This window comes from [Pseudopropionibacterium] massiliense, assembly GCF_900607225.1.
Classification (GTDB): domain Bacteria; phylum Actinomycetota; class Actinomycetes; order Propionibacteriales; family Propionibacteriaceae; genus Arachnia; species Arachnia massiliensis.
The window spans coordinates 3,387,859-3,407,890 of record NZ_LR027842.1 but is presented as its reverse complement, the minus strand read 5'-3'; the positions used below and the strand labels follow the sequence as shown (position 1 = coordinate 3,407,890).

The window sequence follows — 20,032 nt, the reverse complement described above, 5'->3', positions numbered from 1 at the left end:
AGATATATAGCCATATGGTTACATCTGCACATTGGTAAATTGCTACCATCCGAGCCACGGGGAGGTGCCCGATTAACGACCCACCAGCCTCGCGGCTCTCCCGACAGGTGCAGAACACCCGCTGTTTGCCCCTCGACGGCCCGTCATCGGGATCCCGCGGGGCGGAAACCACGCCCCAGCCATGCACATCGAACTGCACGCATCACCCTGCACGCATTACCGCCCAGGACCCACGAAAGCAGCGTTTCACGCTTCCTCACGCGTCATCGACTGGTCGCTCAACACCTAAAGAACTATCCATATTTATCGACATAGATACTATATCGAGGCAAATTCACAAGCCTCCCCCGAAGCTGGTTGGGCTGGACCGCGACGAAGGAGCAGTCTGTGTCGAGACCACCCGGCTTCCACCCCTCGAGACCCTGACCACAACCCCCTCACCTGCGAATGAGCCTCATGGCAAGACACGGATTGCTCATCGGACCTCATCCCTGCCAACCGTTCACCCAACGCACTCACCCGAAGGATCGTCCGGCTTCGTCATGATCGACCGAATCGTAATCGGTTTGGAAGTTGCGGCAGCGTCTCGACGATTTCATCATTGGATGGCACGGTACAGGTCAGCCACAACGATTGATGCCGGACAAGGAATAGAGCACCATGCCGACCGGATGCAATGGGTAGTGCGTCCGCGATCGCCACGCGGTATCAATCAGCGGCGCCGCTGAATGGGGCGAACCAAAAGACCCCTCCCCACCACAGGCAGGCGTTTCACGTGAAACGCCTGCGCAACCACGACATGGAAGGAACCGAGCGTGGAAACCAACCGCCGGGAGACCCTCGTGAATGGGAATGCGTCCTGCTAAATCCATGAACCAACCTGTACCTGTCAGAATACGCTGGTCGATCCCAGGCTTTCCACATCCCGGAAGAGCATAGGGATCGCACGCGTTCACGAAGTGACGGTTCGAAAAGATTCACAGGAAAGATAGAGGCTAATTCACAGGATGCTGGTTGAGCCAGCTCGTGAGCGCCAGCGAACGGCCGTGTCGAAACCACCCGGCAGCCGAGAAACACACTCGACCCCCGGATTCCTCAGACACCCACGGGGTGGTTTCGAGGTGGACTGCTCCTTCGTCGCGGTCCGGCCCAACCAGCTTCGGAGAGGCCATGAATTAGCGCATGACCTCTATCGAACGTCGCTCTCCTCGGCGATATGAGGGCTCCGTTCCTTGAGGCCTGTTCCATGTGGGCAGTCCCGGCGCAAGGGGTCCGGGTGATGGGCGGAAGCCGGTCGAGCAGGTCCCACGACACGCGACACGGGTACGCTGCCACAGAGGAAATTCTGATCGCAATTCAAACGTTTCACGTGAAACGCGAAAACCGCGTGCAACAAACGACACCAGTACCCACGACGAAACCAGATTCGTCAGATTTCCATCGCATCCCCATCACCCGGGGTCGTGCACTCGGAACTCTTCAACGACGTTCCTCATCCCGCAGAACTCTGGAAAATCACGAACTCTCACATCGCCATCCCCGGTGGTTCTGACCCTACCCCAGCGGTCGCCAGAGATCTGATCGTCCTGGCGCGAAGGCGCGTCCGGTTGCAGCCAGCGCGCTGGGCCAGACAATCCAAGATCTCCCTCCATGCATGAACAAGCACCGTCGCAGGGAGCCGCCCCGTGTCCTGATGCAACACAGCAACACGGTCCTCGAAAGAACTACTGTGCTCTGGTTCCGCGTGCCCTACTCCGAGCATCGAGTCGCATCCGACCAGATGCGATGCGTTTCAAGATTTCCAACCATCGGCACGCAGCCATATCGCAAAGGCACCACTGCTAGCTCTCCAGCAAATCAACGGTATGGAATTGAAATGATAAATAGATTAACCAATAAAACTAGTGATCGATCAATCCGTGGCAGAAGTCACTGGGATCTGCTCACGCCTTCACGAAGCTGGTTGAGCCGGACCGCGACGAGAGAGCGGTCCACCTCGAAACCACTCGGCAGTCGCACAGCAGAGCCCACCGCAATTCCTTGGAGGCTTGTTCATGAGACCTACCCGGAAGCCGGTTGAGCCGGACCGCGACGAAGGAGCAGTCCGTGTCGAAACCACCAAGCCCACCGCAGTTCCAGGACACGACCACCAGAGGATTGCGCTGGCCGGCGCCCCGCCTGTGAACAAGCCTCTTGGAACACGACCACCGGGGTTCGATGTGGCCAGCTCGCGGAGAGAGCAGGCCGGCTCAACTGACTTCCCCCTCGCCCGCGAATGGACCTCGCTCTGTCCCGCTTTGGTTCCGGCCCGGCGCGCGAGGTTTCGAAAACCCCTCCGCTGAAGATCGGGAAACCATCAGATTTCGCTCGCCCCGGGAGGGGCATCACGCCCCCAGAAACGTCAGTCGGCGTGCTCACCTCACCGGTTTCACGTGAAACGCGCAGCACACGTCCTTGGTTCTCCCCTGCACGCGCCGGAGGCGCGCGGCCGATTCATCAACCCGTGAGCGATGGTTCCGATCCGGGCGCCGCCCAGGTGCGCCATGCATCAGTGCAGACACGATCACCTCATCCGGGTCATCGACTCCTACCGTTTGATGGTTTTGTCGATAAAACTTTTTCACCACAGAAAATACGGAAACCGGCTCGGAGGTTCGTGTGTCGACGGTGCAGGAACACCTACCTCCGCGCCACCCGAACCACGCGCGTCCCTTCGATTCCCGGAGCTGCATGGACGTGAAGTACCCGGGCGGTCATGTGGTAGTCGTCCAGGCGCTTACGCGCCATCTCCATCTCGCTCTCCGCCCCTGTCCCCTTCAGGGCCAACAATTCGCCGTCCGGGAAGAACATGGGGGTGGTCCATTTCAGCAGCTTCTCCAATGAAGCCACCGCCCGGCACGTCACCACGTCAAAGGTTTCATCGCAGTCCTCGGCACGCAGTCGCTGCACACGTACCCGATCACCCAGATCGAGTTCCTCGACCACACGAAGCAGGAAGTTGTAGCGTCGCAGGAGAGGTTCCAGAAGAGTGATACGGAGGTCATCCCGACACAGCGCCACAGGGATTCCGGGTAGTCCGGCGCCCGAACCGATGTCAGCCACATCCATTCCCTGCCCCATCACATCCACCAGGGCCAAGGAATTCGAGATGTGTCTGCTCCATATCCTGTCGGCCTCACGCGGCCCGAGCAAACCCCATTCAATGGCCCGGGTCCGAAGAATTCCGGCGTAGGACTCCAGATTCCCGAACTGCTCCGGAAAAGTCTTCCTGAGAATGCTTCTCGCGCTTTCTTCCGTCACATCCAACCCCTTCGAACCCGCGCTCGACACGGGGTCTCACGGACAGTGGGCATTTCGCGCATTCCTGATGTCATTGGAGCTCGACCGGCTCGTGGGTGACGAGGTGAGGCTCTCAGGGCTTGGAGACCACCACACGACGAAATGGCGGTTCGCCCTCCGACTCGCTGGTCAGTCCGGCCGCCGCGACCTCATCGTGAACAACCTTGCGCTCATAGGCGTTCATTGGCGCCATCCGTACGGGTTCTCCGCTCTCGACGACCTCCGCGATGGCATCTTTGGCCAGGGCCACCAGCTCGAGGCGACGCTTCTCCCGGAAGCCGCCGATGTCCAGGGTGAGCCGGGAGCGGTGCCCCGTCTCGGTCATCACCACCAGCCGGGACAGTTCCTGCAGGGCGTCGAGTACTTCGCCATCCTTGCCAACCAGACGGTCATCCTCGGTGTCGATGACGACATGGGCTCGGCCATTGTTGACGGAGTTCTCGATGTCGCCGTCAAGGTCCGCGATGTCCAGCAGTTCCTCGAGGTAGTCAGCAACCAGGTCACCCTCGGCCAACAGGGTCTCGTTGTCGGTTTTCTCAGTCATGTCACTCCGATCGGATGGGGTCCGATTCATTTCTTCTTTCGGGCGGATCGCGTGGTGCTGCGGGGTTGCCGACGAACTCCACCCTGCGCACCCGAGGATTCACCCGAATTGTCGGTTTTCAAGGTCGTCCGATTCACCTGCTGACGCACGACACGACGCCTCCCGTTCTCGTCGACGGGCTGCTGCTGCACGGCGGCTTCAACGGGGCGCTTGTTCTTGCGTCGTTTCGCGTTGCGGGCCTCCATGATGGCCTTCGGGTCCTTGCCCCGGGCGCGCATCCGCTCCTCCCAGTCGATGTAGGCCGGGGTGTTGGGGGCCGGGTTGTTGCGGATAAGCAGCCCCTGCTGACCCATCGTCCAGACGTTGCTGGCGCTCCAGTAGAGCAGCACACCGAGCGGGAGCACCGCCGAGGAGGCCGCGTACATGACCGGGAAGATGTAGAGCATCACCTTCTGGCTCTGCGCCATGGGACCGCTCAGGGCCTCCGGCGGCATGTTCTTGCGCATCAACTGGAGCTGGGTCAGGAACAGGGTCAGCACCAGGACCAGTATCAGAACGATGCCCAGGACCTGGGTGGCGCCGAACGGCTCGAGGGGGAAGATGCGGCCCGCCAGTTTCGCCCCGAACAGGTCGGCGCCCTGGAGCGAGGCGACGAGGTCCGGGTTGGTCTGGAACCAGTACCCCCGGATCTGGTTGTCGGCCACGCCCTGGAGCACCCGGAACAGGGCCCAGAAGACGGGCATCTGCAACAACATGGGGAAACAGGAGGCCATCGGGTTGACCCCCTCCTCCGCGTAGAGCTTCTGCATCTCGCGGGCGACCCGTTCCCGGTCCGACCCGTGTTTCTTCTGCAACTCCTGGATCCTGGGTTGCAGCATCTGCAGGGCCCGGGACGAGTTGACCTGCTTGACGAACAACGGGATCATCAGGGTCCGCACCACCAGGGTGAGGGTGACGATCGCCAAGGTCCACGACACACCGGAATCGGCCCCGAACAGCGGGGACCAGAAACCGTGGAACAGCACCATCAACCCCGAAATTACCCAGTACAGGGGCTGCATCATCGCGGAGAGCAATCCGTAGAGGCCGTCCCAGATGGACAGCGGCACCAACAGGTCGATCATCTAGGACACCTTCTGCCCGGACAACGACCGGGCCTCGTCTCGTCGGACTTCCTCGGCCCACTCTGCGGCCTCGGGAGTCCCGGGAACATACTCGACCCCACCCGCCGACCACGGGTGACAGCGCACGATTCGCCACACGGTCAGGAAACCTCCCTTGATCCCACCGTGGAACTCGACCGCGCGCTCCCCGTAGGCGGAGCAGCTGGGATGAAACTTGCAGACCTCCCCGTACGACGGGGAGATGAATCTACGCCAGGCCCTGATGAACCAGAGCATCGGATACTTCAACACGTCGCCCTCGCGAAGGCCCGTCGCCAGGCCGATTCCAGATCATCCGCCAGTTTCTCGGGCTCGGAGAAGGACGGCGGCAGGGCACGCACCACCACGTCTGCGACGAATGGAGTCGGAAGCCCGGCGACGAGGTGCCGCAGGCGACGCTTCACCCGGTTACGGGCCACGGCGTTACCGATGGCCTTCGACACAACAAAACCCACCCGAGTCTCCTCGGGTGGATTCCGGTCGCTCACGGCCACGTGGACCACGACACTCGGGGTACCGGCCCGCGCACCCTGTCGGAACGTGGCGGTGAAGTCGCCGGAGCGACGCAACCGACGGGATCGGGGCAGCACTACCGGGATCAGGCGGACAGTTCCGCGCGGCCCTTGCGGCGACGCGCACTCAGGATGGCACGCCCGGCGCGGGTGCGCATGCGGGAGCGGAAACCGTGCGTGCGGCTACGACGGCGGTTGCTCGGCTGGAAGGTGCGCTTGCTCATGCGATGACTCCGTAGGTGATCTTCGACTCGGGAAGGTCCGCTCCCGTGGGCAGCGGCTGTCCAACGATACGCGCAGGGACGGATTTCCACAAACTGCGACCCCGACATCCGGGCCCCGCGAATTACACGGTTGTAGTCCTTGAACACGGGTATTTCCATGTTGCGGATGGCTTCCCGGGGCACTAGTTTCATGTCCCATGCGGCTGGCTTATCCACAGTCCCCGGCGGCCGCCGTCCAGGGTGGGGGAAGTTATACCCTGTTGTGGACAACCCTGTGGAATACCGCTCCACCCTGTGTGGAACGCCTTGTCAGGAAGGAGTCGCTCGTGTCCGTACCCGCCGTCCCCGAACTGGACGCCATGTGGGCGCGGATCGTCGGCGACGCCCCCATCTCCTCCAGGGCATGGCTGCGCCGCACCAAACCCATAGCCATGCACAGCAACACCGTGATGCTCGCGGTCTCCGACGAGACCACCCGCGAACGCATCGAGACCAAGCTGCGCACCGAGATCGAGACGAAACTCAGCACGGTGACGGGAACCAGGACCTACCTGGCCTTCGTGATCGACCCATCGCTACAGGTCGAGACCCCGGACCTCGACATCGCACCGCCCCTACCACTCATCGACGAGAAGGTCCGGCACCATCGTTCCGCGAACCCCAACTCCGACCTGAAACTGAACCCGCGCTACACCTTCGAATCCTTCGTCGCGGGCTCCTCGAACCGGTTCGCGCACGCAGCAGCGGCCGCCGTCGCCGAACAACCCGGCAAGTCGTACAACCCGCTGATGATCTACGGCCCCTCCGGGCTGGGGAAAACCCACCTCCTCCACGCCATCGGACACTACGTGCGCAGCTACTACGAGAACCTGCGCGTGCGGTACGTGTCCACCGAGGAGCTCACCAACGATTTCATCAACGCCATCTCCGACAACCGGACAGCCGAGTTCCGGCGCGCCTACCGCGACGTGGACGTGCTGCTGGTCGACGACATCCAGTTCCTGGAGTCGAAGATCCAGACCCAGGAGGAGTTCTTCCACACCTTCAACACCCTCCACAACGCGCAGAAACAGATCGTGATGTCCTCCGACCGGCCCCCGAAGCTGTTGGAGGCGCTCGAACCACGGCTCAGATCCAGGTTCGAGTGGGGTTTGATGACCGACATCCAGCCCCCCGACCTGGAGACCCGTATCGCCATCCTCCGCAAGAAGGCGGCATCGCAGCGGCTGACCGCCGGCACGGAGGTGCTCGAACACATCGCCTCGCACATCACCACCAACATCCGCGAACTCGAGGGTGCGCTGACCCGCGTCGCCGCCCTCGCGAGTCTCAACCAGCAGGAGATCACCCTCGAACTGACCGAACGGGTGTTGCGTGACCTGATGCCGGAGGGCAACGACACCCACGTCGACGCCGATTCCATCATCGCAGCCACGTGCGCCTATTTCGGGATCTCGGCAGACGATCTGGCGGGGGCCAGCCGCGTCGCCGCCCTGGCCCGGGCCCGCCAGATCGCCATGTACCTGTGCCGGGAACTGACCGACCTGTCGCTGCCGAAGATCGGATCCCGCTTCGGGGGTCGCGACCACACCACCGTGATGCACTCGGTGAAGAAGATTGACACGAAGATGGGCGAGGACCGCCAACTCTTCGACCAGGTGACCGAGCTCACCAACCGCATCAAACAGAGCTGAGAGAAACAGAGCTGAGAGCGCGAACACACCCGGTTGGTGTCGAAACCACGGCGCGGGTGGCCGGGGACCCGGGGGCGGGGTCTGGATACCGGGTGTCGGTGGTGGTTTCGGCTCAGCCGTTCGCTCCGCTCACGTGCTGGCTCAACGAGCTCCGGGAAGGGCACCGTGCCTGTGGAAAGTTGTCCACAGATCTGTGGATTCCGCGGTGGACATCGTGGTGGACACCGGACCGACGTCGAGCAATCCACAAATCCTCCCCGTGTAATTTTGGGTTAATCCACAGCTCGTACACACCCTCAAATCCAGCCTGACAAGGAGTTTTGCACGTTTTCCACAGGTTCCACAGGCGTTACTACGAGTATGAAGATGTAATTACAGAAAATTTCTTCAAAGTCACGGGCGGTGGAAACGTGGAAGACCCCGTCCAAACGGCTGACGTGGAATCACGGGAACCGAGGGCGTCAAACCCGTTCCGATCAGGCCGACTACCGGTATGCTGACGAAATACCACGCCGTGGTGGCTGCTGGTACGACTACCTAAGGGGACGATGTGAAGATTCGAGTGGAGCGCGACGCACTGGCCGACGCAGTTGCCTGGGTGGCCCGCAGCCTGCCGAATCGCCCCACGGCCCCGATCCTCGCCGGTTTGCTGATGAACGCCTCCGGCGACGAGGTGACGCTCTCCAGCTTCGACTCCACCACCTCCGCACAGGTGACGATGCCGGCCGAGGTCACCGACGAGGGCACGGTGCTGGTCTCGGGGCGGCTGCTCAACGAGATCGCACGTTCCCTGCCGAACAAGCCCGTCGAGATGACCGCCGACCACACCCAGGTCGAGCTGACGTGCGGGTCCGCGCGCTTCAGCCTCCAGACCCTGCCCGTCGACGAGTATCCCACCCTGCCCGAGATGCCCACCCAGACCGGCCTCGTCGACGCATCCGTCTTCGAGAAGTCCGTCAGCCAGGTCGTGATCGCCGCGGGCCGCGACGAACTGCTCAACGTCTTCACGGGCGTACGGGTGGAGATCAACGGCGACCAGCTGTCGCTGCTCGCCACCGACCGCTACCGGATGGCGCTCAAGGAACTCACCTGGCAGCCGTCCTCACCCGACATCGAGGGCGCGGTGCTGGTGCCGGGCCGGGTGCTGGCGGACACGGCGAAGTCCTTGACCTCCGGCAAGACCGTCACCGTGTCACTGTCCACCACCGAGTCCGAGGGCGAGGGCCTGGTCGGGTTCATCGGCGAGGGCGCGAAGGGTCGTCGCGAGGCCACCACCCGCCTGCTCAACCAGGCCTTCCCGAAGGTGCGGCACCTCATGGACGTCGTCGGCACCGTCACGGTGCGCGTCCCCACCGCCGACCTGCTCGCCGCCGTGAAACGCGTCTCGCTCGTCGCGGAACGCAACACCCCGCTGCGCATGCTCATCGACGACGACCACATCGCCCTCGAGGCCGCCACCGGAGACCAGGCCCACGCCTCCGAGGCCATCGAGGCGCAGGTCGACGTGGTCGGCGAGGAGAAATCCGTCGAGGCAGCGGGTTTCAACCCGCACTACCTGCTCGATGCCCTCGGCGCCCTCGACGCCCCCTACGCGCACTTCTCCTTCACGGCGCCCGGCAAACCCTGCCTCATCACGGGCCTGGCGACGATCGACGGCGACCAGCTGTTCGATTACCGCCACGTCATCATGCTCATGCGTCTGCCCGGCTGAACGACCCGATCCGGCCGATGAACACACGGCCGACAGGGCCCCGGTGGCGTTCGATACACATATGTATTAAGTTGAGGGTAGTCACACGAAAGGAAAGACCTATGACCTCCATTGGAGGCCTTCTGGCCATCCTCGGCTTCGGGTCGCTGATACTCCCCGCCTTCGGCATGCAGTTCAGGCTGCTGTCCGCGGTCGAGGGAGCGCAACCCTGGTTCGGCATCGTCCTGGGCGTTGTCGGGCTTGCTCTCCTGGTAGTCGGTTTCATGCAGAACGGCAAGCAGCAGGAACAGCAGCCACAGCAGACCCAGTGAGCCATTGACAGACCTGACGGGAGGGAACCACCGGTTCCCTCCCGTCCCCATTTCCGGGGAATAGGATCGGACCCGATGTTCGTCACTCACCTGTCGGTCACCGACTTCCGCAACTACGCCGCCGCCGAGCTGGACCTCGTCGCGGGCGTCAACGTCTTCGTCGGGTCGAACGGGCAGGGCAAGACGAACCTGGTCGAGGCCGTCGAATACCTCTCGACGATGTCCTCCCACCGGGTCTCGTCGACGGCTCCCCTGATCCGCGCCGGCGCCGACTCCGCGATCCTGCGGGGCCGGGTGCAGGCCGCCCGCGACGACGAACGCCTCATCACCCTGGAGATCGAGGTGGCCAACGGCCGCAGCAACGTCGCCCGCCTGAACCGTGCTCCCCTGCCGCGACCCCGCGACCTCGTCGGCGCGCTGCGCACCGTCGTCTTCTCACCCGTCGACCTGGCCATCGTGCGCGGCGACCCGTCGGACCGGCGGGCCTGGCTGGACACCCTCGTCACCACCCGCTGGCCGCGCATGGCCGGGGTGCGGGCGGATCTGGACAAGATCCTCCGGCAGCGCAACTCTCTGCTGAAGGCGATGTCCGGGAGGTCGCTGCGGCAGGCCGCACCCGAGGAGGACGCGACCCTGCAGGCCTGGAACGACTCCCTCGCGCGGATCGGCGCCGAGCTGCTGCACGCGCGCCTCGACACCCTGGCCGACGTCCTCCCGCACGCCGCCGGGGCCTACGAGACCATCGCGCCCGTGAACAACCGGATCTCGGCGCAGTACAAGACCTCCCTGGACCTGGCCGGCATTCCCGGCGATGCGGTCCGCGAAACCCTCGAGGCGCGGCTGCTCGACGCCATGGCGGAGCGCCGCCGCGAGGAGGTCGCGCGCGGGGTGACCCTCGTCGGCCCGCAGCGCGACGACATCACCCTGTCCATCGGCGACCTGCCGGCGAAGGGATACGCCTCCCACGGCGAGTCGTGGTCGCTGGCGCTGGCGCTGAAGCTGGGGGGATTCGCCCTGGTGCGTGCCGACGGCATCGAGCCCGTCCTGGTGCTCGACGACGTGTTCTCGGAGCTGGACGCGACTCGTCGCGAACGCCTCGCGGGAGCGGTCGCCGACGCCGAACAGGTGCTCATCACCGCCGCCGTCGGGGCGGACGTCCCCGACTTCCCGTCCGCGCGGCGGTTCCGGGTGCAGGACGGAGCGGTCGATCCCGTGGAGGAACCGGGGGTGACGGATGACTGAACCACCTTTCGACGACGACCTTCCCGACGAGGAAGCCCACGACCCGAGTGGGCTGGAGCTGGCGACCGAGATCGCCCACCAGACGGCCCGCACCTCCTCGCTGCTGCCCGAGGTCCCACCGCCACCCCCGAAGGCTCCAAAACGCCGTCGCTGGGCCGGAGAACAGCGGTCCGGGGCCCACCCCGACGACCGCGACCCGCAGCTGATCGGCAGCGTTCTGGAATCCGTCGCGAAACGCCGGGGCTGGCAGCGCCAGATCTCCCTCGCCACCGTGCTGCGCGACTGGCCCGGGCTCGTCGGCGCCGTGAACGCCGAACACTCCTCCCCCGTCGAGTTCAACGACGGTGTGCTCACCGTCCAGTGCGACTCCACCGCTTGGGCCTCGGCCATGAGGTACAGCGCCGGACCCCTGATCGCCAAACTGAACCAGGCCCTCGGGGAACGTTCGGTCCTGCGCATCGAGGTGCTGGGCCCCCACACGCCGAGCTGGAGGCACGGTCGCCGCTCGATCCGGGGACGCGGCCCCCGGGACACCTACGGGTGAGGGTCGTTTCACGTGAAACCACCGGGTGCAATGATCAGTCGCCGACCACGCCGTTCTGGCTGGCCGGGCACCTCGCCTGGGTCTCCCCGCCTCTGCCGGGTAGTGTTCATGATGCGAAGGCCATCACGGAATCCGGATTCCTCACAACCTTTTGGGAATTATCACCCTCGTGAGGAAACCCGCCCGCGATGAATTCACCGACGCCGATAGAAGAAACAACACGACCATCATAAACCGCATCCGTTGTCTCGTTGAGCGTGTCATTGCGATGGGAAATGTGTATAAGAGAATTCCTGCATGACGTGCCATAGTGGCTAGAACTGTTTACTGGATTGGGAGCAAGCATGAAGAAGGTCATCGTCGCTGACAACGTGACTCGCACCTACGGCAAGTTCACGGCCGTGGACGGGGTGTCGTTTCATGTCGCACAGGGTGAGCTGGTCGCGTTGCTGGGGTCGAACGGTGCCGGCAAGACCTCGTTGCTGGAAGTGCTCCAGGGGAGTACGCGTTCCAACGATGGTCGTGTCCAGGTCTTTGGGCTCGATCCAATAGCGGATCGAGCCGCCATTCGCCAACGCTCGGGCATCATGCTCCAGGAGGCGGGGTTCGCCAAGGACCTCACCGTGCGGGAGACCTTGGTCATGTGGGCCGGAACCCTGACAGCTCCCCGTCCCGTGGCGGAGTCCCTGGCCATGTGTGGCCTTGAGGATCGTGCCAACATCCGGGTGGGGAGCCTGTCTGGTGGGGAACGTCGCCGCCTGGACCTGGCGATGGCCACCCTTGGGCGTCCCGAATTGTTGTTCATGGATGAGCCCACCACCGGACTCGATCCTGCGGTCCGCCAGCACACGTGGGAATTGGTCAGGCGCATGCTCGATGAGGGATCGACCGTGTTGCTCACCACCCATTACATGGAGGAGGCCGAGGAACTCGCGGACCGCGTCCTCATCATGGACAAGGGACGCATCTTGACCGAGGGCTCGGTCGCTGAAATCGTGGCTCGGCATCCCTGTGAGATCACCTTCACGGACGTCGAGGTCAGCGATGTCGAGTTCGAAAGACTGTCGCACGTGGTGTGCCCGGTCAGCCATGATCGGGGGATCACCCACGTGCTGAGCACGGACCTCCACGCCACGCTGCGTGAGCTGTTGGCTCTGGCCGATAGCCGCAACATTCACCTGGATGGGCTCAATGCCCGGGCTGCGTCCCTGGAATCAGCCTTCCTTCACATCACATCGAGGAGCCATTCATGATTGCAACAGTTTTCCGTCGCACATGGGCCATTTCCAAGGCTGAGACGAGCCTCTATATGCGGAATCGCTCCATTGCGCTCACCGCGCTCCTGTTCACTCCCCTGCTGGTGCTCGCCAGCAGCCCCGTGATCCTGCGGGAGGAGAACAACGTCTCCATACCCACAATGGTCCTTCAGCTGGTGGTGAACACGAGTCTGCTGCTGGTCGTGTATTTCAACTTGACGGCCATCTTCGTGGCACGTCGAGAGGACGGTGTCTTCCAACGTATGGACACCGGAGAAGCAACCCGGTGGGAAACCGTGGTGGCCACCACCGTGCCCAGTGCTGCTGTGTTGTTGCTCCAAGTGCTTTGTGGGCTGCTCCTGGCCGGGCTGATTGCGAGGACATGGCCCGTCGCAAATCCCCTGCTCCTGATGCTGGCCCTGCTGTTGTCCCTCGCCCTGTTCGCGGCGTGTGCCGCTTTCACGTCGTCGTTCTGCCGAACCGTCGAATCGGCCCAGTACGGGGCGTTGCCCGGGTTTTTGTTTTTCTACTTCCTCTCAGGCCTCATCATTCCGCTCCAGTTGTTTCCTGAACCGGTACCGACCATATCCAGGTGGAGCCCATTAATCGCCGTCAACCATCTTCTGACCCTCAGCTCGGGGACGGACCCGCTGACCAACCAGAGCGCCACTTTCCTCCAGTCGTGGATCCAAGCCGGGCAGCCTCTGGCCGCGTTGACCCTGTGGCTGGTGTTGTTCGCCTACCTGGCGCATCGTCACATGCGTTTCAACCGGCGCTGAACACCGGGTCGAGAGCGGATCGAGCCAGGGCAAACCGCGGCCCGCAGCTGATCGGCAGTGTCCTGGAAACCATCGGGTGTAACGACCTGACGCGCAGGTGTAAATTTCTTTCATGGCGCTCAACATCAAGAACAAGCGGGTCTGCGAACTCGCCCGGCGGGCGGCCGACCGGTTCGGGACCACACAGGTCGACGTCATTGAGCGGGCACTGCTGGGACTGCTCAACCATGAGGAACGACTTCGACAGGCTCGGTTCGACAAGGTCATGGAAGTCGCCAAGGAAATCCATGACAGCATGACCGATGAGGAACGCGAGGCCCTCCGAAACGTGAACCAGGAAATCTACGACGAGGACGGATTGCCGCGGTGATCGTGGACTCGTCGGTGCTGATCGCCCTGATCCTGCAGGAATCAGGACACCAGGGGCTCGGCCGTGTCCTGAGGACCGGGGACACGCTTCACATGTCCACCGCCACCTGGGTCGAGCTGGGGGTGGTTGCTGATCGTCGGCTGTCCGGGGCGAATCAGCGCAGACTCGACGCCATGATTGACGGCCTGGGAATCGTTCTTGTTCCCCTGTCCGTAACCCAGGCCCGGCGTGCGCGGCAGGCGCACCGGCGTTACGGACCGGGATCCGGGTCATCGGCGCGGTTGAACATGGGTGATTGTTTCTCCTACGCACTGGCAATCGAACTCGACGAGCCGTTGCTGTTCGTCGGTGACGATTTCACCCACACCGACGTGCGACAGGTGGACCTCGACGCCTGAGCCGACTCCGGGGTGCCGATTCTCTTGGTTCAAATTCCCTTGGTTCAAGCCGGTTTTCGCACGCTCTTGACGACGGCGACCACCAGACCGACGACCATCAGGCCCAGATAGCCGTACCAGAGCGGATCGAGCGAGGATGCCAGCGACGCGGTCAGGTGGTTCGTGATCCGGTTCTCCAGGGCCCAGATCAGCTGATTTCCCCGATTCGGGACGGTGATCATCCCGCTCATGCCGCGCGTCGCCACGATGGCGAGCATCCCGAGCAGGGAGAACACCGCCAACAACACCCACCGACCGATTCTCGTCCCGAGCAGCAAACCCCCGACGAGCAACAGCCCGGCCGCCACGTGGAACAACCACCAGTACGAGGCCAGGGCCAGGATCTGGCTGGCCTGGTCCGCCTGCTGCGCCGGAATGTCGGCGACCTTGACCTGGACGCCGGACGGCAGCTCGATCCTGTCCATGAGGTCGGAGACGTCGGAACCCGCCGTCGAGCGGATGTTCTGCCACACCCTGGAGATGAGCGGGTCGAGGTTGATCGTGACCGACGGTGGCGTCCTGGTCCTGCCGGAGCCGTAGTCCGTGAGGTCCTTCAGCAGCGTCGCGCGGGTGTCGTTCAGCGTCAATTCCCACGCCGACTGCACCTCGGCGTCGGACATGGCGGCACCGACCCCGGCGTCGATGCTGCTCTTCAGGGTCGTGCGAAGGCCCGGAACCTTGTCCACCGAGTCCGGGAAGCGCTGCTCGATCGAACTGCGGATCGTGTCGGTGGCGGCCCCCCTAACGGTCTCGTCCCTGGCGATCTCCTGAACCAGTTGCCGGGTCGGATCCGGTGAACCGGCCGTGCGATCGGTCCATTGCAGAACCGAGCCGGCCAGTGCGCACAGGGTGGCGATCAACAGCAGGACGGCTGCGAAGAAGTTGCGGATCATTCGGTGCTCCTCAGGTAGACGGGGCGCGCACATCAATGCTAGGTCCTGTTCCGGAGGCGATACCCGGATGTGGTGCACCGGATCGGGTGATCGGTGGCCGGGGTGGCGTGACCCCGGCAGAAGGCCTCCAGGCGCTCTGGACGCCCCGGGGTCTGTATCCCGAGTCATCCGCACCCCTGGCGGGAGGTCAGAGAGTGGATTCTGGCCGGATGGCAGGGTGTTCAGAGGGTGCGGCGCTCCGTTTTCGGGGTAGAATTCCCAAGGTTGTACACGCCGTCGGTTCACCCGGCGGCTGTTTCATGGAATGGGAGCACCGCGTGACACAAGAGCAGGCCGGCGAGTTGGAACCCCAGGACGAGGCCGGGCAGTCCGGCAGCACACACACAGACTCGGCCTACGATGCGGAACAGATCTCGGTGCTGGAGGGCCTGGAGGCGGTCCGCAAACGCCCCGGCATGTACATCGGATCCACCGGTGAACGCGGCCTGCACCACCTGGTCTACGAGATCGTGGACAACGCCGTCGACGAGGCCCTGGCCGGCTACTGCGACCAGATCGACATCGCCCTGCTCGACAACGGCGGGGTGCGCGTCGCCGACAACGGCCGCGGCATTCCCGTCAGGGAGCACCCCGTCGAGAAGATCCCGACGGTGACCCTGGTGCTCACCGTCCTCCACGCCGGCGGCAAGTTCGGCGACGGCGGCTACAAGGTCTCCGGTGGCCTCCACGGGGTCGGGTCGTCGGTGGTCAACGCGCTGTCGCAGGAGTTCACCGTCGAGGTCTCCCGCGACGGCCACCGCTACGTGCAGACCTTCGACCTGGGCGTGCCCCGCTACGACCTCCAGGAACTGGAGGAAACCGAGGACACCGGTACCACCGTCACCTTCTACCCCAGCCCGGAGATCTTCGAGACCACCGTCTTCAACTACGAGACCTTGGCCACGAGGTTCCGCGAGATGGCCTTCCTCAACAAGGGGCTCAGGATCACCCTCACCGACCTGCGCACCGTCGACCGGGAGGGCGAGGACGCCGAGGAGGAGCAGCGCCACGACTCGTTCCGCTTCGAACACGGCCTGATCGACTACGTGCGCTACCTGTCGCAGTCGAAGGACCCCATCCACCCGAGCGTCATCGACGTCGAGTCCCACGACGAGGCCCAGGGCATGAGCCTGGAGATCGCGATGCAGTGGAACGCCTCCTACGCCAGCTCGGTGCACACCTTCGCCAACACCATCAACACCCACGAGGGCGGCACCCACGAGGAGGGATTCCGCGCCGCCCTGACCAACACCGTCAACCGCTGGGGCGAGACCTGGGGACTGGTGAAGAAGAAGGAGGACCGGGTCTCCGGCGACGACATCCGCGAGGGCCTGACCGCCATCATCTCCATCAAGCTCGCCGAACCGCAGTTCGAGGGCCAGACCAAGACCAAGCTCGGCAACACCGAGGCCAAGTCGTTCGTGCAGAAGGTCCTCAACGACCGTTTGGGCGACTGGTTCGAACGCAACCCCTCCGAGGGCAAGGACATCATCCGCAAGTCGCAGGCGGCCGCGCTCGCCCGGATCGCCGCCCGCAAGGCCCGCGACATGGCCCGCAACCGCAAGGGTCTCCTCGGCGGCGGTGGCCTGCCCGGCAAGCTCGTCGACTGCCAGTCCCGCAACCCCGGGGACTGCGAGGTCTTCATCGTCGAGGGTGACTCCGCGGGCGGTTCGGCCCGCGGCGGGCGCGACCCGAAGACGCAGGCCATCCTCCCGATCCGCGGCAAGATCCTCAACGTCGAGAAGGCCCGCCTGGACAAGATCCTCGCCAACAAGGAGGTCGAGGCGATCATCAACGCCCTCGGCACCGGCATCCAGGAGGATTTCGACCTCGACAAGCTGCGTTACCACAAGATCGTGCTGATGGCCGATGCCGACGTCGACGGCGCCCACATCCGCACCCTCCTGCTGACGCTGCTGTTCCGGTTCATGCGCCCCCTCATCGACGCCGGACACGTCTACCTGGCCCAGCCGCCACTGTTCCGGTTGCGCTGGACCAACGCCCCCCACGAACTGGCCTACACCGACGAGGAACGCGACGCGATGCGCGACGCCGGGCTGGCCGACGGCAAGAAACTGCCCAACGTCAACCCGATCCAGCGCTACAAGGGTCTCGGTGAGATGAACGCGGAGGATCTGTGGGAGACCACCATGGATCCGGCCAAGCGCATCCTGCTGCAGGTCAACCTGCAGGACGCCGCCATGGCCGACCAGATGTTCTCCGTCCTGATGGGCGAGGACGTCGAGCAGCGGCGCAGCTTCATCCAGCACAACGCCCGCGACGTCCGATTCCTGGACGTCTGATCACCGCGACCCGAAGGCAAGGAGTTAGTTACCCGTGGCTGACGAGACCGACCGCCCCGAGGGCGTCGACGAACAACTCGAGGCCGAGGCGCAGGGCCTCGAACAGAAGATGCAGGGGCACACCACCCCCGTCGACCTCCAGGTGGAGATCCAGAAGTCCTACCTCGACTACGCCATGTCCGTGATCGTGGGGCGCGCCCTCCCGGACGTGCGCGACGGCCTCAAACCCGTGCACCGTCGCGTCCTGTACGCGATGTGGGACGGCGGATACCGGCCCGACCGCGGCTGGAACAAGTGTTCCCGCGTGGTCGGCGATGTGATGGGTCTCTACCACCCCCACGGCGACAGCGCCATCTACGACGCCCTGGTGCGCCTGGCGCAGCCATGGGCGATGCGGCATCCCCTCGTCGCCGGGCAGGGCAACTTCGGTTCCCAGGGCAACGACAAGGCCGCCGCCATGCGCTACACCGAGTGCAAGATGGCGCCGCTGGCCGTCGAGATGGTCCGTGACATCGAACAGGACACCGTCGACTTCAAACCCAACTACGACAACCGGGACTCCGAACCGACGGTGCTGCCGTCGCGGTTCCCGAACCTCCTCGTGAACGGCTCCACGGGCATCGCGGTGGGCATGGCCACCAACATCCCCACCCACAACCTGCGCGAGGTCAACGACGCCGTCCAGTGGGCGCTGACCCATCCCGACGCCACCAGGGAGGAACTCCTCGAGGCCGCGATGGCCCGCATCCAGGGCCCCGACTTCCCCGGTGGCGGGCTGATCGTCGGGCGGCGCGGCATCGAGGACGCTTACCGCACGGGACGCGGATCGGTGATCATGCGGGCCGTCATGGAACTGGAGGAGGACTCCTCCGGGCGTCAGCGCATCGCGATCACGCAGCTGCCCTACATGTGCAACCCCGACAACCTGGCCACCAAGATCGCGGAACTGGTGAACTCGGGGCGCCTCACCGGCATCTCCGACATCCGCGACGACACCTCCGCCCGAACCGGTCTGCGCCTGGTGATCGTGCTGAAACGCGACGCCCAGCCGCGGGTCGTGATGAACAACCTGTACAAGCACACCGCGCTGCAGGACACCTTCGGCTGCAACATGCTGGCGCTCGTCGACGACGTACCCCGCACCCTGCGGCTCGACCAGTTCATCGCGCAGTGGGTCAAGCACCAGATCGAGGTCATCCGCCGCCGCACCGCCTTCCAGCTCGCCGACGCCGAGAAACGCGCCCACCTGGATCGCGGCCTGGTCAAGGCCCTCAACATGCTCGACGAGGTCATCGCGCTGATCCGGGCCTCCCGCACCGCCGAGGAGGCCTCGCGGGGCCTCCAGGAGCTCCTCGACATCGACGAGCTCCAGGCCCGTTTCATCCTCGACCAGCAGCTGCGGCGGCTGGCGTCGATGGAGATCCAGAGGATCATCGACCGGCTGGCCGAGATCGAACGCCTCATCGCCGACCTCAAGGACATCCTCGCCTCCGAGGCCCGGCAGCGTGCCATCATCGGCGCCGAGCTGCAGGAGATCACCGACAAGTACGGCGACGAGCGGCGCACCCGCATCGTCGCCGCCGACGGCGACTTCTCCGAGGAGGACTTCATCGCCGACGAGGACGTCGTGGTCACCATCACCCACGGCGGCTACGCCAAACGCACCCGCGCCGACCAGTACCGGGTGCAGAAACGCGGCGGCAAGGGGGTTCGCGGCGCGACGCTGCGGGCCGACGACGAGGTGGCGCACCTGTTCAAGGCCACCAACCACGAGTGGCTGCTGTTCTTCACCAACCTGGGGCGGGTGTACCGGGCGAAGGTGTGGCAGCTGCCCGAGGCCGGCCGCGACGCGAAGGGCGGGCACGTCGCCGGGCTGCTCAGTTTCCTGCCGGACGAGCACATCGCGCAGGTGCTGACGCTGCGCTCCTACGACGACGCCCCCTACCTGCTGCTGGCCACCCGCAGGGGTTTCGTCAAGAAGACCGCGCTCAGCTCCTACGACTCCCCGCGCCAGGCGGGCGTGATCGCCATCAACTTCCGCGAGGAGGGCGACGAGCTGATCGGGGCGTCGCTGTGCTCGTCCCTCGACGACGTACTGCTGATCTCCCGCAAGGGTCAGGCCATCCGATTCCAGGCCTCCGACGACCAGCTGCGCCCCATGGGTCGCGCCACCTCCGGGGTGACCGGGATGCGGTTCCGCGACGGCGACGAGCTGCTGTCCATGGCCGTCCTGGGCGGTGACGACGACTTCGACGGGCGGTTCGTGTTCACCGTCACCGACGGGGGTTTCGCGAAGCGCACCACTGTCGGCGAGTACCGTCAACAGGGCCGCGGGGGCCTCGGCATCAAGGCGATGCGTCTGTCCGACGGCCGCGGATCCCTGGTCGGTGGATTGATCGTGGGAGACGGCGACGAGGTGATCTCGATCAAACAATCGGGGCAGGTCGTCCGTTCGGCCGTCGCCGATGTTCCCGTCAAGGGACGCGACACCATGGGTGTCAAGTTCGTCGGTGTCAGGGGTGACGACGCCGTCGCGGCGATCGCCCTCTACCCGGAGGCCGCTGCGGAACTCCCCGATACGGATGCGGAAACGACTGGGGAACCGGGTACGGTGAACCAGACAGCAGTCGAGACGGCCGAGGAGGCCGAGGAGGTAAGCGGCGATGAGTGA

General features: G+C 64.4%; 17 protein-coding genes and 1 pseudogene. 11 read left to right on the top strand and 7 right to left on the bottom strand.

What is annotated here, in order from left to right; all coding sequences use genetic code 11:
• Positions 1 to 2,679: 2,679 nt before the first annotated feature.
• The 6 genes from rsmG to rpmH all read right to left on the bottom strand — a co-directional run bounded on the left by rsmG (position 2,680) and on the right by rpmH (position 5,782).
• Positions 2,680 to 3,300, bottom strand: coding sequence for a 16S rRNA (guanine(527)-N(7))-methyltransferase RsmG (gene rsmG, locus E0E39_RS15230; protein ID WP_165444836.1), 621 nt, complete (start codon positions 3,298 to 3,300; stop codon positions 2,680 to 2,682).
• 112 nt (positions 3,301 to 3,412) lie between these two features.
• Positions 3,413 to 3,913, bottom strand: coding sequence for a Jag family protein (locus E0E39_RS15225; protein ID WP_425470695.1), 501 nt, complete (start codon positions 3,911 to 3,913; stop codon positions 3,413 to 3,415).
• Positions 3,910 to 5,007 (bottom strand): membrane protein insertase YidC, encoded by a 1,098-nt coding sequence (gene yidC / locus E0E39_RS15220; RefSeq protein ID WP_130875514.1) that lies wholly within the window; start codon positions 5,005 to 5,007, stop codon positions 3,910 to 3,912. The genes E0E39_RS15225 and yidC overlap by 4 nt, the downstream gene beginning before the upstream one ends.
• The gene (yidD, locus tag E0E39_RS15215; RefSeq protein WP_245988376.1) at positions 5,008 to 5,283 is read right to left on the bottom strand and encodes a membrane protein insertion efficiency factor YidD; all 276 of its coding nucleotides are present in this window, start codon (positions 5,281 to 5,283) and stop codon (positions 5,008 to 5,010) included. It abuts the gene before it with no gap.
• Positions 5,284 to 5,291: 8 nt separating this feature from the next.
• Complete coding sequence (gene rnpA, locus E0E39_RS15210; protein WP_130875512.1) at positions 5,292 to 5,636, bottom strand: ribonuclease P protein component; 345 nt, start codon at positions 5,634 to 5,636, stop codon at positions 5,292 to 5,294.
• An 8-nt stretch (positions 5,637 to 5,644) separates the two neighbouring features.
• Positions 5,645 to 5,782, bottom strand: a complete 138-nt coding sequence (gene rpmH / locus E0E39_RS15205; RefSeq protein WP_130875511.1) for a 50S ribosomal protein L34 — start codon at positions 5,780 to 5,782, stop codon at positions 5,645 to 5,647.
• A 326-nt stretch (positions 5,783 to 6,108) separates the two neighbouring features.
• Between rpmH and dnaA the strand changes: the two genes are divergently transcribed.
• The 9 genes from dnaA (at position 6,109) to E0E39_RS15160 (ending at position 14,087) form a co-directional block, all read left to right on the top strand.
• Positions 6,109 to 7,476 carry a chromosomal replication initiator protein DnaA gene (gene dnaA / locus E0E39_RS15200; RefSeq protein ID WP_130875510.1) on the top strand — a complete coding sequence of 456 codons (1,368 nt, stop codon included), beginning with the start codon at positions 6,109 to 6,111 and terminating at the stop codon, positions 7,474 to 7,476.
• Positions 7,477 to 8,026: 550 nt separating this feature from the next.
• On the top strand, positions 8,027 to 9,187 hold the full coding sequence (gene dnaN, locus E0E39_RS15195) for a DNA polymerase III subunit beta (RefSeq protein WP_130875509.1): 1,161 nt from the start codon (positions 8,027 to 8,029) through the stop codon (positions 9,185 to 9,187).
• 101 nt (positions 9,188 to 9,288) lie between these two features.
• Complete coding sequence (locus tag E0E39_RS15190; protein WP_130875508.1) at positions 9,289 to 9,498, top strand: hypothetical protein; 210 nt, start codon at positions 9,289 to 9,291, stop codon at positions 9,496 to 9,498.
• 75 nt (positions 9,499 to 9,573) lie between these two features.
• Entirely contained in the window at positions 9,574 to 10,740 is a 1,167-nt protein-coding gene (gene recF / locus E0E39_RS15185; RefSeq protein WP_130875507.1) for a DNA replication/repair protein RecF, read from the top strand.
• The gene (locus E0E39_RS15180) at positions 10,733 to 11,284 is read left to right on the top strand and encodes a DciA family protein (RefSeq protein ID WP_130875506.1); all 552 of its coding nucleotides are present in this window, start codon (positions 10,733 to 10,735) and stop codon (positions 11,282 to 11,284) included. The genes recF and E0E39_RS15180 overlap by 8 nt, the downstream gene beginning before the upstream one ends.
• A 344-nt stretch (positions 11,285 to 11,628) precedes the next feature.
• On the top strand, positions 11,629 to 12,537 hold the full coding sequence (locus E0E39_RS15175) for an ABC transporter ATP-binding protein (RefSeq protein ID WP_130875505.1): 909 nt from the start codon (positions 11,629 to 11,631) through the stop codon (positions 12,535 to 12,537).
• Entirely contained in the window at positions 12,534 to 13,319 is a 786-nt protein-coding gene (locus E0E39_RS15170) for an ABC transporter permease (protein WP_130875504.1), read from the top strand. Before E0E39_RS15175 ends, E0E39_RS15170 begins: the two co-directional genes overlap by 4 nt.
• A 112-nt stretch (positions 13,320 to 13,431) precedes the next feature.
• The gene (locus E0E39_RS15165) at positions 13,432 to 13,689 is read left to right on the top strand and encodes a type II toxin-antitoxin system VapB family antitoxin (protein WP_130875503.1); all 258 of its coding nucleotides are present in this window, start codon (positions 13,432 to 13,434) and stop codon (positions 13,687 to 13,689) included.
• Positions 13,686 to 14,087 (top strand): type II toxin-antitoxin system VapC family toxin, encoded by a 402-nt coding sequence (locus tag E0E39_RS15160; RefSeq protein WP_130875502.1) that lies wholly within the window; start codon positions 13,686 to 13,688, stop codon positions 14,085 to 14,087. Before E0E39_RS15165 ends, E0E39_RS15160 begins: the two co-directional genes overlap by 4 nt.
• Positions 14,088 to 14,131: 44 nt before the next feature.
• Here E0E39_RS15160 and E0E39_RS15155 read toward each other — a convergent pair whose 3' ends face one another.
• Positions 14,132 to 15,019, bottom strand: coding sequence for a hypothetical protein (locus tag E0E39_RS15155; protein WP_130875501.1), 888 nt, complete (start codon positions 15,017 to 15,019; stop codon positions 14,132 to 14,134).
• Between the two features lie 377 nt (positions 15,020 to 15,396).
• Here E0E39_RS15155 and gyrB point away from each other — a divergent pair.
• Both gyrB and gyrA read left to right on the top strand, forming a co-directional pair.
• Positions 15,397 to 17,361 (top strand): annotated as a pseudogene (gene gyrB / locus E0E39_RS15150) (DNA topoisomerase (ATP-hydrolyzing) subunit B); the annotation flags it as partial.
• A gap of 109 nt (positions 17,362 to 17,470) precedes the next feature.
• A complete protein-coding gene (gene gyrA / locus E0E39_RS15145; protein ID WP_245988492.1) occupies positions 17,471 to 20,032 on the top strand; it encodes a DNA gyrase subunit A in 2,562 nt (853 codons plus the stop codon).

Excerpts from the sequence above, each read along its gene's own strand:
- rpmH (WP_130875511.1), bottom strand. The coding sequence starts at position 5,782 with ATGAGCAAGCGCACCTTCCAGCCGAGCAACCGCCGTCGTAGCCGCACG.
- E0E39_RS15190 (WP_130875508.1), top strand. The coding sequence starts at position 9,289 with ATGACCTCCATTGGAGGCCTTCTGGCCATCCTCGGCTTCGGGTCGCTG.
- E0E39_RS15175 (WP_130875505.1), top strand. The coding sequence starts at position 11,629 with ATGAAGAAGGTCATCGTCGCTGACAACGTGACTCGCACCTACGGCAAG.
- E0E39_RS15155 (WP_130875501.1), bottom strand. The coding sequence starts at position 15,019 with ATGATCCGCAACTTCTTCGCAGCCGTCCTGCTGTTGATCGCCACCCTG.
- E0E39_RS15180 (WP_130875506.1), top strand. The coding sequence starts at position 10,733 with ATGACTGAACCACCTTTCGACGACGACCTTCCCGACGAGGAAGCCCAC.
- yidC (WP_130875514.1), bottom strand. The coding sequence starts at position 5,007 with ATGATCGACCTGTTGGTGCCGCTGTCCATCTGGGACGGCCTCTACGGA.
- yidD (WP_245988376.1), bottom strand. The coding sequence starts at position 5,283 with ATGCTCTGGTTCATCAGGGCCTGGCGTAGATTCATCTCCCCGTCGTAC.
- gyrA (WP_245988492.1), top strand. The coding sequence starts at position 17,471 with ATGCAGGGGCACACCACCCCCGTCGACCTCCAGGTGGAGATCCAGAAG.
- E0E39_RS15170 (WP_130875504.1), top strand. The coding sequence starts at position 12,534 with ATGATTGCAACAGTTTTCCGTCGCACATGGGCCATTTCCAAGGCTGAG.
- recF (WP_130875507.1), top strand. The coding sequence starts at position 9,574 with ATGTTCGTCACTCACCTGTCGGTCACCGACTTCCGCAACTACGCCGCC.
- E0E39_RS15165 (WP_130875503.1), top strand. The coding sequence starts at position 13,432 with ATGGCGCTCAACATCAAGAACAAGCGGGTCTGCGAACTCGCCCGGCGG.
- E0E39_RS15225 (WP_425470695.1), bottom strand. The coding sequence starts at position 3,913 with ATGAATCGGACCCCATCCGATCGGAGTGACATGACTGAGAAAACCGAC.